We start from the raw sequence: 16,479 nt of genomic DNA, 5'->3' as shown, positions 1-16,479 counted from the left end.
ATCTAAAAAATATCTAATTTAAATTTAGATAATCTAATCTAAAAAAATAATTTAAGTTTAATGTTTCCAATTTCTAGCATTCCTAACAAAAGATCTTGCAAAATCAGGGTTTGCAGGTAGATAAATATGAGGAAAACCAGCATAAAGACTATCCGAACCATGACAGCAAAGATATTCCAAGCCATTAGATGCTTTCTTTGCCATGAAATCCTCTCCACAGTTCTCACTGTCATAATAATGGAATTCATGGACTCTGATACTATCGTTTTCACTGCATAATAGATTATCCTTTAATGCCTTAATTTCAATATAGCCAAAGCGCTGCAATTTATCTGTTTTAATGCAGTTTCCCTTTATAAATCCAACCATAGGGACATTCTCAATGGAATCATGCAGATACATAAATCCTCCGCATTCCGCTATTGTAGGGATTCCATTAGAGATTATTTCTTTTAATGAAGAGCATAAGTCCTTATTATTGGATAGTTCCTCCTTATATAATTCAGGATAGCCTCCGCATAGATATAAACCAGAAATATTATCTGGAAGTTTTTTATCCTCTAAAGGACTGAAATAGACCACTTCACATCCTAAATCCTCTAGTATTTCTATGTTTTCTTCATACATAAAGCAGAATGCCTTATCTCGAGAGACTGCTATGCGTGGTTTATTACTTGAATCTGCACTTTCTTCATTTTGGGAATCAGTTAAAACTTCTCCTATAAAATCATTAGTTTTTAATTCAGGAGCAGACTTAGCCAATTCATACAAGCCATCTAAATCAATGTACTCTTCAGCCAATTGACTTAATCCATTTATTTTATCTTTTATGTCCTGAATCTCATCTGCAGTGATTAATCCTAAGTTACGGCTTCCTATTGAGTATTCTTCCCTCCTAGGCAAGAAACCATAAGCCTTTATGCCAATGCTTTCAACAATGTCTCTTAAAAGAGGATATAACATTGGAGAAATATTATTGAAAATGACTCCTTCAACCATACTGTCTTCTTTGAATTCCTTAAAGCCCTTTATGATTGCAGCTGCAGAATTGCTCATTCCCTTTGCATCAAGAATGAGCACCGCTGGAGCCTTGATGGATTTGGCAACTTCCCAAGCGCTTGCTCTTCCTTCAACTCCAATTCCATCATAAAAACCCATAGCCCCCTCTATTATGCTTAAATCATTTCCTTTGTTTCTAATAAACTGCTCACAAAGCATCTCTTCAGTGCAGAAATAGGGATCAAGGTTATGTGTCTTTACATTAAAGACCTTTCTATGAAACATTGGGTCAATATAATCAGGACCTGACTTGAATGAAGCAATATCAAGACCTCTGTTTTTAAATGCTGCAAGCAAGGCCATTGTGATTGTTGTCTTGCCGCAATTACTGCTTGTTCCAGATATTAAGAACCTATTCATTGGCATCACCACTTATGATAAATATTGGGTTTTGAGCAATCAGCATATGCAAATCTGCAATTTTCTTGCCTTTAGAGACAGCCACCTGAACTATTTCAGCTTCTATTCCAATATCTTTTAATGAATCCAATGCAGCCATTGCATTTTCAATGCTTATTGCAGTTATGACAAATCTCATATTTGGGTTTAATTGATAGAGATAATTAACTATTTCATCCATGTTTCCAGAACTACCTCCAATAAAGGCCACATCAGGTGTAGGAAGACCCTTTAAGCAGTCTGGCGCCAATCCGCAAATTGCTTCAACATTATCAATATGGAATTTAATGCAGTTTTCATTTAGGAGACTAATTGCCTCTTCCTTCTTATCAAAGGCATAGACCTTTCCATTGTATGCTGATAAAGCCATTTCTATTGTTACAGAGCCTGTTCCGCATCCAATGTCATAAGCTATGTCGTCAGGACCTATTGAGAGTTTAGATGCGCATACTGCACGGACCTCTGATTTTGTCATTGGGACTTTTCCCCTAATGAATTCCTCATCTGGAATGCCTGTTCTTGATTTAGAATCAAAATCAGGGTTGTCAATAATCAAAACAGTTAATGAGCCATATTCCCTACTGCATAAATCATCAATCCTGCAATCATTGATGAATTCGTCTTCTGAACCTAAGTTCTCTCCAACCCAAACCTTCAAATCGCCAAAGCCATATTTAACCAATTCATTTTGCAATTCTGGAATGTTTTTGCCTGTTAATGCAAAGGTATACCTGTTTCTTCGAACTGATGAAACTATATTTGTATCTATCCCATGACAGCTTATCAGATTTGCATCCTTCCAAGGAAGACTGCATTTTGCAAAAAAGTAGGAAACTGAAGAGATTCCGGTAATTAAATTAGGATTATAGTCCTTTAGGACATCTGTCAGTTTTTCCGCAGCACTGTAAAAGCCAACATCTCCTGAAACAAGAATTGCTATTTTTTCTGCATCGGTTTCTTCTATTATTTTCAATATGTCATCAGATAAATAAGCATTAAAACTAGGTTTATTAAGTTTAGAAAACTCATTGATTAATCTTTTTGCACCAATTAAGATATCTGCATGGTGAATGAGTTCCAAAGCTTCATGAGTGAGTGTCTTTTCACTCATTCCCATTCCAATAATATTGATTTCCTTCATAAGCATTTACTCCTTATGGCCTCTTTAGCCTCATCAACACTAACGCCTTAAGCATTTACTCATTATGGCATCTTTAGCCTCTTCAACGCTAATGCCTTCTTCATTAAGCAATCTGCTTAAAACAACTACTTCCATACCACATTCCTTAGCTGCATCGGTTTTTTCCAAAAATCCTCCAACATTGCCTGATTCCTTAGTAACTAGTATGTCTGCACCAATTTCCTTAAATTGAGCCATATTAAATTCCTTTGAAAATGGACCCTGCATTCCGCAAAGGTTTTTCATAGGATATCCCAAATCTAGGCAATGGCCAATCCCTTCGGGAGAAGGCAACATTCGCAAATAGACCCTTTCAGGGAAATTCTCTAGAGCGGTTAAAGCTTCAGCCTCCTTAGCTCCCATAGATGAAAATATCAAACCTTCAGTTTGGTTTAAATAATCAATCAAATCATCCATGCTGGAAACTTTAGTGGTACCTTCAATCTCAATGGATTCTCGCAATACTCGGATGTATTCAATGCCCATTTCATCACAGGCTTCCTTGATGTGCTTGCTTATTTCAGTTGCATAAGGATGTGTAGCATCAAAGACAAACTCGGTCTGCTCCTCTTGAAATAGCTTTCTCATAGGGCCAGGCTTTAATCTTTTAGGCTGAACTATGACTGGGGGCTCATAATCCAAGACTTTCTCCCCATATTCAGTGGCAACACAGACAATGGATGGAACCTTATTTTGAGATAGGAATTCAGTCAATAAACGTCCTTCTGTAGTTCCTCCAAACAAAACAATCTTGTGCATAATCACACCTTCTAAGCTATACTCCCTTGTATCCCCTTGGAGTTACCATCTTATTGTCAATTACCTTTGTATTTGCATTTCCGATGAAGACTGTAGTGAACATGTCAACTTCAGTGTCTTTAAGTTCTTTAAGACTTAATATATGATATTCTTCACCTTCTCTTCCAATGTTTCTGACATAACCACATACAGTGTCTTCCTTTTTATGTTTTAATAATATTTCACAGGCCTTTTTAAGATAATCCTTTCTCTTATGGCTTGAAGGATTGTAAAGGCAAATGCAGAAATCTCCTTCTCCAGCCAAGGCCAAGCGCTTTTCAATCAATTCCCATGGAGTTAAGAGATCTGATAAACTGATTACTGCAAAATCATGTCCTATTGGAGCTCCTAAAACTGCAGAACCACTTAAGACAGCACTTATGCCTGGAACAATGTCAATTTCAACATCAGGATAATCTACAGACAATTCATAAACCAATCCTGCCATACCATATACTCCAGCATCCCCACTGCAGACCACAGATACGCAATTGCCTTCAGATGCTTTTTCCAAAGCCATTTTACATCTATCTACTTCCTTTGTCATTCCAGTGTAGAGATACTCCTTTTCAGGCAAATATTCTTCTACTAGCTCCACATATTTCTTATAGCCTACAATTAAGTCTGAATCTTCAAGAGTTTCCTTAGCTGCAATGCTAAGATACAACTCATTTCCAGGACCAATACCTACAACAGACACACATTTCATTATTTTTCCTCCAATAGACACTTAAATAATTATTATAAACATTATTCTAATTTTCCCCTTAAGATAATGGTTAATCTAATCAATCCCATAAAAAAACATAATCAACCTAATCAATCCCATAAAAGAACATGATCACCTAATCAATCCCATAAAAGAACATGATCACCTAATCAATCCTATAAAATAACATGATCACCTAATCAATCCAATATAAGAACATAATCAATTTAATCAATCCCATGAAAGAATAGGATTAATCATTGCCAAAGCAACAGTCACTCCCGCACCATCACAAGTGTCCTTTCTTCTAATCAAGTTTCCATTGCTTTCTATGACTGCGGAACGTTCACAGACATTATCCACTTCCACAACGCTTTTTACAAATTCTGACTTTGTGAAATCTCCTTCAAGACTGTTCAGCTCTTCAGCACTATAAGTATTGAATGGCAGATTGTATTTCCTTGCAAATTCCAATATTCCCTTTTCATTAGCCTTCTTATCAATGCTTGCAATTGCATTTAAAGACAGTATATGATAATTCTCCTTATCCAATATATTTAAAACGGATCTTTCAATGTTATCAAAACTTATATCCTTTCTACAGCCAATACCTATTGTAATTATTGAAGGTATTAATAACAATATATCCTTATTCTCCATATAACTATAATCATTATGGCTGATTATGACATCATAATCACTATTAGAATCTTCTAAATCATTGATTTGGACCTTCTTGGGCAAGTTTCCCTGAATAGGATAATCAGATTTTATATGAATTGTTTCCCCCTTCAGCAATTTGGATGAAACCAGTTTAATGCATTCTGGATTTAAAATCTTCAATCCTTGGCTTTTTGCCCAAGTATCTATTGCAAATAGATTATTTATATCAGTTGCAGTTGTAATGACTGGAATTGCATTTAATATATCTGCTATCTGAAGTGCCAATTCATTGGCTCCACCAATATGCCCTGATAGAATAGGTATGGAGAATTGTCCCAATTCATCCACTACAACAACGGCAGGATCCTTTGTTTTGGTCTTAATGTAAGGAGCAATTGCCCTTAAGGCTATTCCTATCGCACCTATAAATATAAGAGCATCACTATCTGAAAAATGTTCTTCTGTCCAAATAGATAACTCTCCTTTTCCACATCTAGTGAAACTTATATTATTATCCTCTGATAGGGAATTTGATAATTTATAGGCTATTTCCATGCCATTATCTGTAAATCCAATGATTGATATCTTCATTTTTACCTCTTGTGCAATAAATTCTATAAATAAGCATTGATTATTTGATTGGTTTTAATTCTTATTTTTTAGCCTGTCTGAACTCTGTTGAAAAGTCATCGGCATAAAGGCGTGAAAGGGAATACTCACTGTCTAAAACATCTCCAACGATTATTAAAGCTGTTTTTGTAACATTATTCTCCTTAGCGGTTTCATACAAAGTTCCAACAGTACAGTGCATAATCTTCTCATCAGGCCAGGTTGCCTTATAGACAATAGCTGCAGGGGTGTCTTCAGTGTATCTTCCCTTGACAAGTTCTTTAGAGAGATCCTTAAGAAGCCCTGTGCTTAAGAAAATAACCATGGTTGCTCCATGCTCTGCAAATGATGCAATGCTTTCCTTTTCGGGAACCGGAGTCCTTCCTGCCATACGAGTGATTATCACACTTTGGCTTACATCAGGCAGGGTATATTCTGCCTTTAAAGATGCTGCAGCACCGCAAAAGCTTGAGACTCCAGGACAAACATCATAATCAATTTCCACCTCATCCAAACGGTCCATCTGCTCACGGATAGCTCCATAAATACTGGAGTCGCCAGTGTGTAAACGAACTGTCATCTTATTTTCCTTTTCGGCCTCAAACATAACATCTAATACTTCATCTAAAGTCATTTTAGCACTGTCATAAATTTCACAGGAGTCTTTAGCGTAATTCAATAAGTCCGGATTGACTAATGAACCTGCATAGATTATTACATCTGCTTCTTTTAAGAGATTAGCTCCCCTTACAGTTATTAAATCAACAGCACCGCTTCCTGCACCTACAAAATGAATCATAATTTTTCTCCTTTTACTTTTAAATAATTTTAATGATAATTTAATGATTATAATTTGATAAATAATAAATATAATAATTGAAAATTAATTAAGCCTATATATTAACTGAATAAATAAATTTAATCAGTTTTCCAAATTGTCATTAGTTCTTTCGCATTATCGCTTTCAAATAGGATGCCCTCATACTCTCCACTATTTGCAAAGCAAATAAAGCCAATATTCGCCTCTGGAGGCACCCTTTTATCAATTCTATGCTGAATCCTATCATTTAATATTTCCATGGTCTTATCCAATAGCTCCTTTTCATACAAGATATCCAATACTGCATTGGTGGTTACACAAGCATTTATTGCCTTTAGGGTCTCTAAATCAGCTCCCGCCTCTAAAGCACATGACAATAATGCTTCTATTCTGCCGTCCCCATTATGGGAGTGTGTATTGAAGAGCCCAATGCCTAGCTTAACGAATTTGCCTATATGTCCAATCAGAAGAATATTCTTAAATCCATACTCAACAGAACTGTCCAAAGCAACATCTATAAAGTTACTGCACATTATTCCAGGGCTTGTAGACAATTTTAACTCTTCTTCGGTGAATTTCTTTCCGAAATTGCCTAAAAATATTAGAATTGACTCATTGCTCTCTGCTGCAATTACGCTTATTTCCACTTTGATTGAATCTGCAAGAGCCTTAGCGCTCATAGGCTCAACTATCCCTGTTGTGCCCAATATGGAAATTCCTCCAACGATTCCAAGTTCCGGATTGAATGTTTTCTTGCCTATCTCCTCACCTTCAGGGACTGAAATGATGACATTGAATCCTCCATCGTAATCATAATGCCTTGCCAATTCATTTAAGGAATCTTCAATCATCTTGCGAGGAACTGAGTTTATTGCAGCATTTCCCACCGGCTGGTCCAGACCAGGCTTGGTAACTCTGCCAACTCCCTTTCCTCCATCGATATTGATACCCTTAGATTCTGTTAAGGACACTTCTGCAGAGACCAATATTCCATTTGTAATGTCTGGATCATCTCCGCTATCCTTTTGAATACAGCAGCATGCCTTCTTATCAGTTAATTGTGGATTTAGAACATCTATATTAAGGCTTGTCTGATTTGGAGTTGTGATAGAGACTGAATCTACCCTCTCCTTTTCAAATAGCATGGTAGTTGCAGCCTTTGAAGCTGCCGCTGCACATGTTCCTGTTGTATATCCGCAACGCAATAACTGCTGGTTTACTAATCGTTTATCTTGCATAAAAATCTCCAAAGGATTATTTTAAATTGAAATTAATGTAAGGAAATAAATGATTTTATTAATCATTAATGCCTTTATTTAACAACGACTATAGTAAAATAGCCCATTTTTTCATCAAACTCTTTTAGACCTTTATAAACCTTCTCATTTTCCAAACCACAGTTTTCAACTGCATAAACATTGTCTTGAAGACCAAGTTCCTCAATCGCTTCAATCAGCTTAGGCATTGACCTTCCAATCTTCATGAAGACCTTGGATCCCGGCATCTTAAGAGCTTCTTTAATGTCTATTCCGCTTGCTGGAATGATATGCAAAGGCTCATTCATAGTTGTCAGGCCTATCTTAAGCTCAGATGCAGATGCACAAAAGCTTGTGACACCTGGAATAACCTGAACATCATAGCCTCTTTCCACTAATTTATCCTTAGTATAGTCAAAAGTTGAATAGATAGTAACATCACCTAGATTCAACATTGCAACATCCTCTCCACTGTCAAGAACCTTAATAATTGCTTCTGCAGCCTCATTATGGCTTTTAGTCAATATATCTTTATCCTTTGTCATAGGAAACTCCAAAAGCATTATCTCCTTATTGGACAAGTCTATCGCCTGGGACACTATTGACAATGCCAAGGATTCCCCTGTTCCAGTATGAGGAGTTGCAATATACTTGGATTTTGATATTATATTCATTGCCTTTACAGTTATTAGCTCAGGATCTCCCGGGCCAATGCTTACACCATATAATTTTCCTTTCTCCATTTCAATACCCTAGAATTTATTTTCTTAAAATGAATTTTTTAAAAATGCTTAAATTGCTTTTAAAATAAATTTTTAAAAATGCCTAAAAATTGTTTTTATATGAATTTTTCAAATACCTAAATGATTAAATTTAGATATTTTAGAAAACCATAAGAAACATAACTAAATTAATTATAGCAAATAGCCTTAAATTTAATTTAAAGTTAAATAAACACATTATATTTTAAAGCAAGTTTAAATAGAGCACTATTATAAATTTAAGAATTTTTGATAAAAAATATGCTCATTTTAGTTAATATAAAATAAATAATCAAAATCAACTAAATTTTATATGTTGTCAAATAAGTTTAAGTATAACTTATTATATAAATATACTTATTGAAGTATTTTCAGTTGCATTGCATAGCAACAACTAAAAAATCTAGCAATACTTTAATAAAGTTATGTTTTGAGCATATATAAATATGCTCATTATATGATATAGTGAATTAAAAAATAATATTTTTTTATTTTAATATTTGGAGGAAATAAAACATGCACATTATGGAAGGATATTTACCTTTGACATGGTGTATCATATGGTTCGTCGTATCATTCATCGTTGTCGCTTACGGTATCTATCAAATAAAACAAATTGTAGATGAAACACCTGACTCCAAGGCATTACTCGCTGTCAGTGGAGCATTCATGTTCATCTTATCATCTTTAAAACTCCCTTCCGTTACTGGAAGCTGTTCTCACCCTTGTGGTAACGGATTAGGTGCAGCATTATTCGGCCCTGCTGTAACTGCTGTACTTGCAACTATCGTACTCTTGTTCCAAGCAATCTTACTTGCTCACGGCGGATTAACCACTTTAGGTGCAAACATTTTCTCAATGGGTATTATAGGCCCATTCGTTGCTTGGCTCGTATACAAAGCTTGCATCAAAGCTAATATTTCATCAACCATTGCAATTTTCTTTGCAGCATTCTTAGGTGACTTATTAACTTATGTGGCTACTTCATTCCAATTAGCTTTCGCATTCCCTGCTCCTTCTTTTGGCAGCGCATTAACAAAATTCTTAGTTATCTTTGCAGTAACTCAAGTACCATTAGCTATTGGTGAAGGTATCTTAACCGTAATCATATGGGACAGATTAAAAGCTTACAAACCAAAATTATTAGACAAATTAGGTGTATTAGCTCCTAATGAAGCATAAGGTGATTAATATGGAAAGAACAACATTAATTATTTTAGCAGTCATTTGTGCTATAATCTTCATAGCACCATTAGTTATGTACAGCGGTCTTGGTGAAGATGATGGATACTTCGGCGGAGCAGACGATGCAGCTGGCGAAGCTATTGAAGAATCTGGTTTTAAACCATGGTTCTCATCAATATGGGAACCACCTAGTGGTGAAATAGAAAGTTTATTATTCGCTCTTCAAGCAGCTATAGGTGCAATCATTATTGGTTACTTCTTCGGCTACTGGAGAGGACAAGGTAAAGAAGAATAGATCTTCTTTATCCCTTTTTTCTTTTTTTATACCTTAAAATTATTCTTATACTTATTAGACCAAAACTTTTTATAAATAAATAACTTAAATTCAAATATGAATTTAACTAAAAAAGTGGAAAAGACTTTTTATAAAATAATAACTTAAATTCTAAAATGAATTTAACTAAAAAAGTGGAAAAGACTTTTTATAAAATAATAACTTAAATTCTAAAATGAATTTAACTAAAAAAGTGGAAAAGACTTTTTAAAATTTAACATCCAAATAACAACTTTATTCAGTTAACAAAAAAACAAGACTTTTTATAAATTTTTATTCAATATAATGATTCTTTAGTGATTTTATGAAATTTGATATGGATTATATTGCTCATCACAATGAACTTAGCGAAGCAAATCCTTATTATAAATTATTTATAACCATAATTCTACTGATTGTTACATTGGCATTGGACAACCTGTACTTTGACATTTTCATGTTCATACTATTCTCCATCATAATTCTTGGAGTTGCAAAGATAAACATCCGCTCTTACATAAAATTCCTGACCATTCCGATGGCATTCCTTATAATAACATGTCTATTTCTGATATTCTTCTTCGGAAGCGGAAAGGTCATCTACCAAACAGGATTCTTTGGAATCGTAGTCACCGACGACTCATGGCATTACGGTCTCTACACATTCTTCAGAGTGTTAGGGTGTTTTCCTATCCTAGGATTCCTAGCCCTTACAACACCTATTGCAAAGATCTTCCACTGTTTGGAAACACTTAAGGTTCCTAAAATAGTGATTGAGATAGGGCTTTTGATGTACAATACAATCTTCATATTCCTAAATGAGATTGATGTGATGCAGAAGGCACAGAAGACAAGATTAGGGTATAATTCCTATTGGAATTCATTGCAGTGCTTAGGATCGCTTGTAAGCAATATATTTTTAAGATCATTGGAAAAAAGCGAAACATTGCAAAACAGTTTAGATTCAAGAGGCTACGACGGAGAGCTTCCGGTTTATATACCGCCAAAGGAGGAATAAAATGTTAGAAGTTAGAAACATTAAATATTCATATAATAAGGATTATCAAGCACTTAAGGGAGTTAGCCTAAAGGTCGAAGAAGGACAAATGGTTGCTCTTTTAGGAAAAAACGGTGCGGGAAAGTCTACCTTGTTCCTTCATTTAAACGGCATATACGAACCTGATGAGGGACAGGTCTTCATCAAAGGGGAAGAGCTAAAGTATGACAAGAAATCATTGCTTAAATTCAGACAGAAGGTAGGAATCGTATTCCAAAACCCTGATGACCAAATCTTTGCACCGACTGTAGAAGAGGACGTTGCATTCGGACCGCTAAACCTTAAGCTTCCTATGGAAGAGGTTCAAAAAAGAGTGACAGAGGCATTGGCAAGGGTTGGAATGAGCGGATATGAAAAGACAGCTCCTCACCACCTAAGCGGAGGTCAGAAGAAAAGGGTTGCAATTGCAGGAATCCTTGCAATGAAACCAGAGATAATGGTTCTGGATGAGCCTACAGCAGGGCTAGACCCTCAAGGGGTTACAGCATTAAGCAATCTATTGAAGGAACTTAATGATGAAGGAATCACTGTAATAATCTCAACTCACGAGGTAAACCTTGTACCTACCTATGCAGAAAAGGTCTTTGTATTGGTTGATGGGGAATTAGTTGCAGAAGGAACTCCAAAAGAAATATTTGCACAGCCTGAAATTCTTGAACAGGCAAATCTTGAAGTTCCGATTGTTACAGAGCTATTCCAAGAACTAGAAAAAGAAGGATATGATATGAATGATGACTATCCTTTAACCATTGACGAGGCAAAGGAAAAGTTCTTAGAATTATTAAATAAAAATTAATCTTTTAATAAAACAAGAATTTTTTATACATTTGATGAATTAAGTATTAATAATTGTTTTAATACTTTCTTCAAATCATTTTTAAATAAACACCTATTCATCACATAACTTTAAACATATAATTTTATTTTTATAAACTTATGCTTATTTTCGCTTATTATTTTCATTAAATAAACGTTTAACAATAAAATTAAGCATTATTATTTCATTAAAGAAACGTTAAACTATAAAATTAAGCCCTATATTTTCGATAAATAAACGTTAAACTATAAAATTAAGCCCTATATTTTCGATAAATAAACGTTTAACTATGAAAATTAAGCCCTATATTTTCGATAAATAAACGTTTAACTATGAAAATTAAGCCCTATATTTTCGATAAATAAACGTTAAACTATGAAAATTAAACAATAGCATAATTATAAATTGCGTTTCCATAGAGCCAAGTGCTCATCAAGTCTAGATTTAATTAAATCATGTTTCTGAGCATAAAGATTATTATTATTATCTATAAAATCACAGTTGATGATATTGTCTCTATCTTGATTGAAGTCATTTAATCCAGAACCTGTATCAATGAAGATAGCATGATTTTTATTAGTAACTAATTTTCCATCATGCCAATATGCATAAGATGATAAATTCCTCTTAAAAGTGGAATTGCTTATGCTTCCCTTGCTTATTTCTTGGTAAATTGCCGCTCCACAAGTAGCATAGTTATCATTGAAAGTGCAATCTGCCAATGCAATATTTGAATTATGGAACCAGATTGCTCCTCCTTTCGAATCTGCGGCGTTTTCATTAAAAATAGATTCAGTGACAGATGCTTTATCATTACTATTTACAATTGCAATAGCACCGCCATTATTTCCGCTATTGTTGATAAATTTAGATTTATTTATTTTCACCTCTCCGCTACTGAATATGGCACCGCCATCATTTTCTGCAGTATTGCCTTTCATTGTTGATGCAGTGAGAACTAAGTCTCCAGAGCCATTATAATATATAACTCCACCATAATCCTCTGAGAGATTATCTAAAAATTTACAATCGGTTATTGTGAGATTTGCATTGGCATTAATTCTTATTGCCCCTCCATTATTATTTAAAGGGTTGTCGTAATTTTTATAAGAGTGTCCATTTTTAAAAGTAATGTGCTTTAGAGTGATGTTTTTTCCACTTATTGTGAAAATACGGGATTTTCCTCTAGCATCAATAGTTTTGCCATTTCCATTTATAATCAAATCATCGAAATCCAGTTCTATGCCCCCTTCATAAAAATCAACTTCATAATTTTCAAGTTTTATATCTTTATCCAGCACAATTTCCTTATCGGGACTTCCATGAATTAGGCTGTCAAGATATCCAAAATCAAATTTATCTTCATTGGAATGGTCATCTGTTTCAATTTTTCCTTCCCCATTGATTTTGCCTTTAATATCTAGAGATGACCTTTTTAAAAGAAGATTCCCTTGATTTCTTATTTCCTGATTATCATCATTTATCTTTGGATTTGTCAATATCAAATTACTTGAATTAACTATGGCATCCCCATTAGGAATCAAATTATTTTCAAAAACAGTTTCAGATATGGTTAAAGAATTTCCTTCATTGAGGATTAATGTATCTTTAACATCATTACCATTAATCTCTCCTTTAACAAGGCTCATTTTGGATTTGACTCCATCATTAAGCAGCATAGATTTTGATCGATTATCCTTAAAATCAGTGTAATTAATTTCTAATGAATCTTGATTGAATATTATATTTCCTTGAGATTCGTTTGAGAAAAATTCGCAATTAAATATCTTAAAATCTCCATTTATATTCTCTATTACTCCGCCATCAGACTTGTTTTTCTTAATGGATGACTTTCTAATATTGACTTCACCTTCATTATATATTGCCCCGCCATTCCTGTTAGAGGAATTTTCATTGAATTTGGATTCTGCAATATTAATCTTGCCTCCATCATTATATATCGCTCCCCCAAAAAAGTTTATGGAATGATTGCAAAGTGATGAACCTGCAATATTGAGATTGCCTCCATTATTATATATAGCTCCCCCTTTTCCTATTTGGCCGACCAATTCGTTTTGTTTAAGGACAGATCCAGTAATGTTAAGCTCGCCTTCCTTATTATATATCGCCCCTCCGCCTTCCAATCCATCTGAGACATTAGCTTCAATCATTGAATTGGATATTGATAAGCTAGCATTATCATTAAAAATTGCACCGCCATCACCACTGGATTCATTATTGCTAATTGTGGAATCGATTATGTTTAACTGACCAATATTTCCTATTGCTCCGCCAAAACTTGCATGGTTTCTAATGAGTGTTGATTTTTCAATAGTCAACTCGCCCTTATTATAAATTGCTCCGCCAGAATACTGATGAAAACTAGAGACATTTTCGTTAATCATGGATTCTGAAATATAAACCTCGCCATCATTATTATATATTGCTCCGCCGCCCTCTTTGGCTATGTTTCCAGTGATTGTGGATTTAGCTATCATTAGTTTAGGGCCGTCGTTAAAAACTGCCCCTCCAAGGGATGCATTATTTCCATCAAATGTGGAATCCATTATAGTTAATTCCCCACGATTTTCTATTGCACCTCCATTGGAATGGATTCCATTTTTAAAATGAATATTCTTTACTACGATATTTTTACCAGTGCATAAAAAGATAGAACCATTTCCTTGGGCATCTATTGCATGGCCATTTCCATCAATAACCAGATTATCAATTTCTATTTCAATGCCGTTAGAATACTTGTTTTTTTCATTTTTACTTAAGCTGATATCATCATCCAAAACAATCTCATTCAGCCCGCTATGAATTAAATCATCTAAATATTTAAAGTTTTTACTAGATTCAAAAGCTGACTTGACCTTATCAAATATGCCCATCTTAAACACCAAAATCATAAAATTATTCTTTTAAAGCAATTTACAGCATTCTTAGTTAAATCAAAACAGTTTACAACATTCCTAGTTAAATAAAAACCGTTTAGAACATTAATTTATAAAAACAGTTTACAAAACCATCTTAACAATTGTTTCGTTAAATAAAAGTTTAGCTATGAAAATTAAACCTTTATGATTTTTCTTATTTTACTTAATTAAACTATTAATTTCACTTATATTTTAAACTTTCTGTGGAATGGTGAAATAACAACATTATTGCATTAGGTTTCCACAATGGATAAAATTTTTTAAAAGAAATAAATGATGTTTAATCCAATATTAAATCAATTTCCAATATTAAATCAATTTTATCTTTTATAAAAAATAGGATTACTAAAATCAAAAAAGGATAATAAGGTCATAAAAAAGATAATAAGGTCAAAAAAGTAAACTGAATAAATTAAATAATAAAAAAAGATTAGAAAAAAAGAAAAAATATAAGAACTCATCTAAAAGATGAATTCAAAATATACAAAAATTGTATTTTATTTTAATATATAAAAAGTAAAAATGTATAAATTAATAAAAAAATGTAAAATAAAGTAAATTAGCACACTTATTCCATAATAGGTTCTAAGTGGTTAATGTTACAACGTCTGTTTTTAACTTCGTCTCCTTTTACTTCTACGAAGTTTTCATCAATAATTGCAACAATTTCACATTCTTTACCTGCTTCTCTACCAGCAGTCTTAATACATTTTCTACCAACTTCTATAGCTGCCATCATATCACCTTTAATGTTGTTATAATAATTTCTGAAATGCTCTCCGGATCGAAGCTATTGGTATTGATTATCAAATCATAAATATCCATGTTCTTTATGTCAATATTATGAATATCCCTATATCTTATAGCTTCGCTTTCTTCCCGAGCGATTATTTCCAAACGAGCAGTCTCAACTGACTTGTTTTCCCTTTCACATACTCTTTTAGCTCTAACGTCTAATGGAGCGGTGAAGCAAACCTTTAAATCCGCATCAATAAAGTATGCAGACAATCTTCCTTCAATAATAAGATCATCAGCTTCCTCTGCAAGTTTAGCTTGTCTATTATCAATCTCTTTATCGATGTCAGTATTATTTTCAGCAAATTTGCCAAATTCCACAGGAGTCATCCCATGCTCTTCAGCCATCTCTCTAAAGATAGCTCCAGCTGAAATATACGGAACCCCTAATTTCTCAGATAATACCTTTGCAGCTGTTGTGGTTCCACTGCCAGCTACGCCACCGATTGTAATTATCATTATTTTCTTGCCTCTTGTTTGAAATGTTTACGAGTACATTCAGGACATAAGTTTCCACCAAATGGACGGTTAGGTCTCTTTTTAGATTTTGCTAATTTGTTGACCTCAAAAGGACGTCCTCTTGGTACACCATGTAATACAGCACCACATTCAGCACATACATGCTTAGATGGTTTTTTCTTTTTATATCTTAAAACATTAACTCCACCAGGAGTCTTTGTATTTGTTCTTTTATATGATCTTGATCTAAATCTATTTGCAGGCATGTTCTCACCTAATTTGTTTTTTTAAAAGTACTACAAATTATAAATTGATTAAATATTAATCTGACAATCATACCTTTAATAAGATGGCAAATTGTCTAAACTTGTAGATTTGAAGTAAAATTTTAAAATCCTAGCAATTTATAACAACCCAAATTAAGTAGTCTTTCACCACTTTAACATGCCCAAATCATTACAAGCTTGCTAAAATTTAGTATTACAGGATATCGTTACTTTCTGGGATTTTTTAAAAATAAATAATTCGAAACAGAAAATAACTTAGATTAATAAATATCTAAGATGATATGTACATATAAAATATACTGCATCTAATGTTAGCGAATAAGTATCATTAAATTAAATATATGATAAAATAAATTAAATTTATTTAATAAAA

At 33.6% G+C, this 16,479-nt stretch carries 16 protein-coding genes; 4 read left to right on the top strand and 12 right to left on the bottom strand.

Going from position 1 to position 16,479, the window contains the following annotated elements; genetic code table 11:
• Positions 1 to 57: 57 nt before the first annotated feature.
• From MRU_RS04505 to cobI, 8 genes are all read right to left on the bottom strand, one after another.
• A complete protein-coding gene (locus tag MRU_RS04505; protein ID WP_012955695.1) occupies positions 58 to 1,419 on the bottom strand; it encodes a cobyrinate a,c-diamide synthase in 1,362 nt (453 codons plus the stop codon).
• Complete coding sequence (locus MRU_RS04500; protein ID WP_012955694.1) at positions 1,412 to 2,599, bottom strand: bifunctional cobalt-precorrin-7 (C(5))-methyltransferase/cobalt-precorrin-6B (C(15))-methyltransferase; 1,188 nt, start codon at positions 2,597 to 2,599, stop codon at positions 1,412 to 1,414. Before MRU_RS04500 ends, MRU_RS04505 begins: the two co-directional genes overlap by 8 nt.
• Before the next feature lie 39 nt (positions 2,600 to 2,638).
• The gene (gene cobK, locus MRU_RS04495; protein ID WP_012955693.1) at positions 2,639 to 3,397 is read right to left on the bottom strand and encodes a precorrin-6A reductase; all 759 of its coding nucleotides are present in this window, start codon (positions 3,395 to 3,397) and stop codon (positions 2,639 to 2,641) included.
• 16 nt (positions 3,398 to 3,413) lie between these two features.
• Positions 3,414 to 4,145, bottom strand: coding sequence for a precorrin-3B C(17)-methyltransferase (gene cobJ, locus MRU_RS04490; protein ID WP_012955692.1), 732 nt, complete (start codon positions 4,143 to 4,145; stop codon positions 3,414 to 3,416).
• 231 nt (positions 4,146 to 4,376) lie between these two features.
• A complete protein-coding gene (locus MRU_RS04485; RefSeq protein WP_012955691.1) occupies positions 4,377 to 5,399 on the bottom strand; it encodes a cobalt-precorrin 5A hydrolase in 1,023 nt (340 codons plus the stop codon).
• Positions 5,400 to 5,460: 61 nt separating this feature from the next.
• Positions 5,461 to 6,216, bottom strand: coding sequence for a precorrin-4 C(11)-methyltransferase (gene cobM / locus MRU_RS04480; protein ID WP_012955690.1), 756 nt, complete (start codon positions 6,214 to 6,216; stop codon positions 5,461 to 5,463).
• A gap of 119 nt (positions 6,217 to 6,335) precedes the next feature.
• Entirely contained in the window at positions 6,336 to 7,475 is a 1,140-nt protein-coding gene (gene cbiD / locus MRU_RS04475) for a cobalt-precorrin-5B (C(1))-methyltransferase CbiD (RefSeq protein WP_012955689.1), read from the bottom strand.
• A gap of 74 nt (positions 7,476 to 7,549) precedes the next feature.
• Positions 7,550 to 8,236, bottom strand: a complete 687-nt coding sequence (gene cobI, locus MRU_RS04470; RefSeq protein WP_012955688.1) for a precorrin-2 C(20)-methyltransferase — start codon at positions 8,234 to 8,236, stop codon at positions 7,550 to 7,552.
• A gap of 534 nt (positions 8,237 to 8,770) precedes the next feature.
• Between cobI and cbiM the strand changes: the two genes are divergently transcribed.
• The 4 genes from cbiM to MRU_RS04450 all read left to right on the top strand — a co-directional run bounded on the left by cbiM (position 8,771) and on the right by MRU_RS04450 (position 11,605).
• Positions 8,771 to 9,436 carry a cobalt ECF transporter S component CbiM gene (gene cbiM / locus MRU_RS04465; protein WP_012955687.1) on the top strand — a complete coding sequence of 222 codons (666 nt, stop codon included), beginning with the start codon at positions 8,771 to 8,773 and terminating at the stop codon, positions 9,434 to 9,436.
• Positions 9,437 to 9,446: 10 nt separating this feature from the next.
• On the top strand, positions 9,447 to 9,734 hold the full coding sequence (locus tag MRU_RS04460) for an energy-coupling factor ABC transporter substrate-binding protein (RefSeq protein ID WP_012955686.1): 288 nt from the start codon (positions 9,447 to 9,449) through the stop codon (positions 9,732 to 9,734).
• A gap of 343 nt (positions 9,735 to 10,077) precedes the next feature.
• A complete protein-coding gene (cbiQ, locus tag MRU_RS04455) occupies positions 10,078 to 10,770 on the top strand; it encodes a cobalt ECF transporter T component CbiQ (RefSeq protein ID WP_012955685.1) in 693 nt (230 codons plus the stop codon).
• Between the two features lies 1 nt (position 10,771).
• Positions 10,772 to 11,605, top strand: a complete 834-nt coding sequence (locus MRU_RS04450) for an ATP-binding cassette domain-containing protein (protein WP_012955684.1) — start codon at positions 10,772 to 10,774, stop codon at positions 11,603 to 11,605.
• 419 nt (positions 11,606 to 12,024) lie between these two features.
• Here the strand turns inward: MRU_RS04450 and MRU_RS04445 are convergent, their stop codons facing one another.
• From MRU_RS04445 to MRU_RS04430, 4 genes are all read right to left on the bottom strand, one after another.
• Complete coding sequence (locus MRU_RS04445; RefSeq protein ID WP_048812420.1) at positions 12,025 to 14,520, bottom strand: right-handed parallel beta-helix repeat-containing protein; 2,496 nt, start codon at positions 14,518 to 14,520, stop codon at positions 12,025 to 12,027.
• A 613-nt stretch (positions 14,521 to 15,133) separates the two neighbouring features.
• Positions 15,134 to 15,301, bottom strand: a complete 168-nt coding sequence (locus MRU_RS04440) for a 50S ribosomal protein L14e (protein WP_012955682.1) — start codon at positions 15,299 to 15,301, stop codon at positions 15,134 to 15,136.
• Entirely contained in the window at positions 15,301 to 15,819 is a 519-nt protein-coding gene (gene cmk / locus MRU_RS04435; protein ID WP_012955681.1) for a (d)CMP kinase, read from the bottom strand. Before cmk ends, MRU_RS04440 begins: the two co-directional genes overlap by 1 nt.
• Entirely contained in the window at positions 15,819 to 16,085 is a 267-nt protein-coding gene (locus MRU_RS04430) for a 50S ribosomal protein L34e (RefSeq protein WP_012955680.1), read from the bottom strand. Before MRU_RS04430 ends, cmk begins: the two co-directional genes overlap by 1 nt.
• Positions 16,086 to 16,479 lie beyond the last annotated feature (394 nt).

It is taken from the genome of Methanobrevibacter ruminantium M1 (assembly GCF_000024185.1).
In the GTDB taxonomy this organism is placed as follows: Archaea; Methanobacteriota; Methanobacteria; order Methanobacteriales; family Methanobacteriaceae; genus Methanobrevibacter; species Methanobrevibacter ruminantium.
The sequence above is the reverse complement of the archived record's forward strand: the minus strand, read 5'-3'. Positions and strand labels throughout refer to the sequence as shown.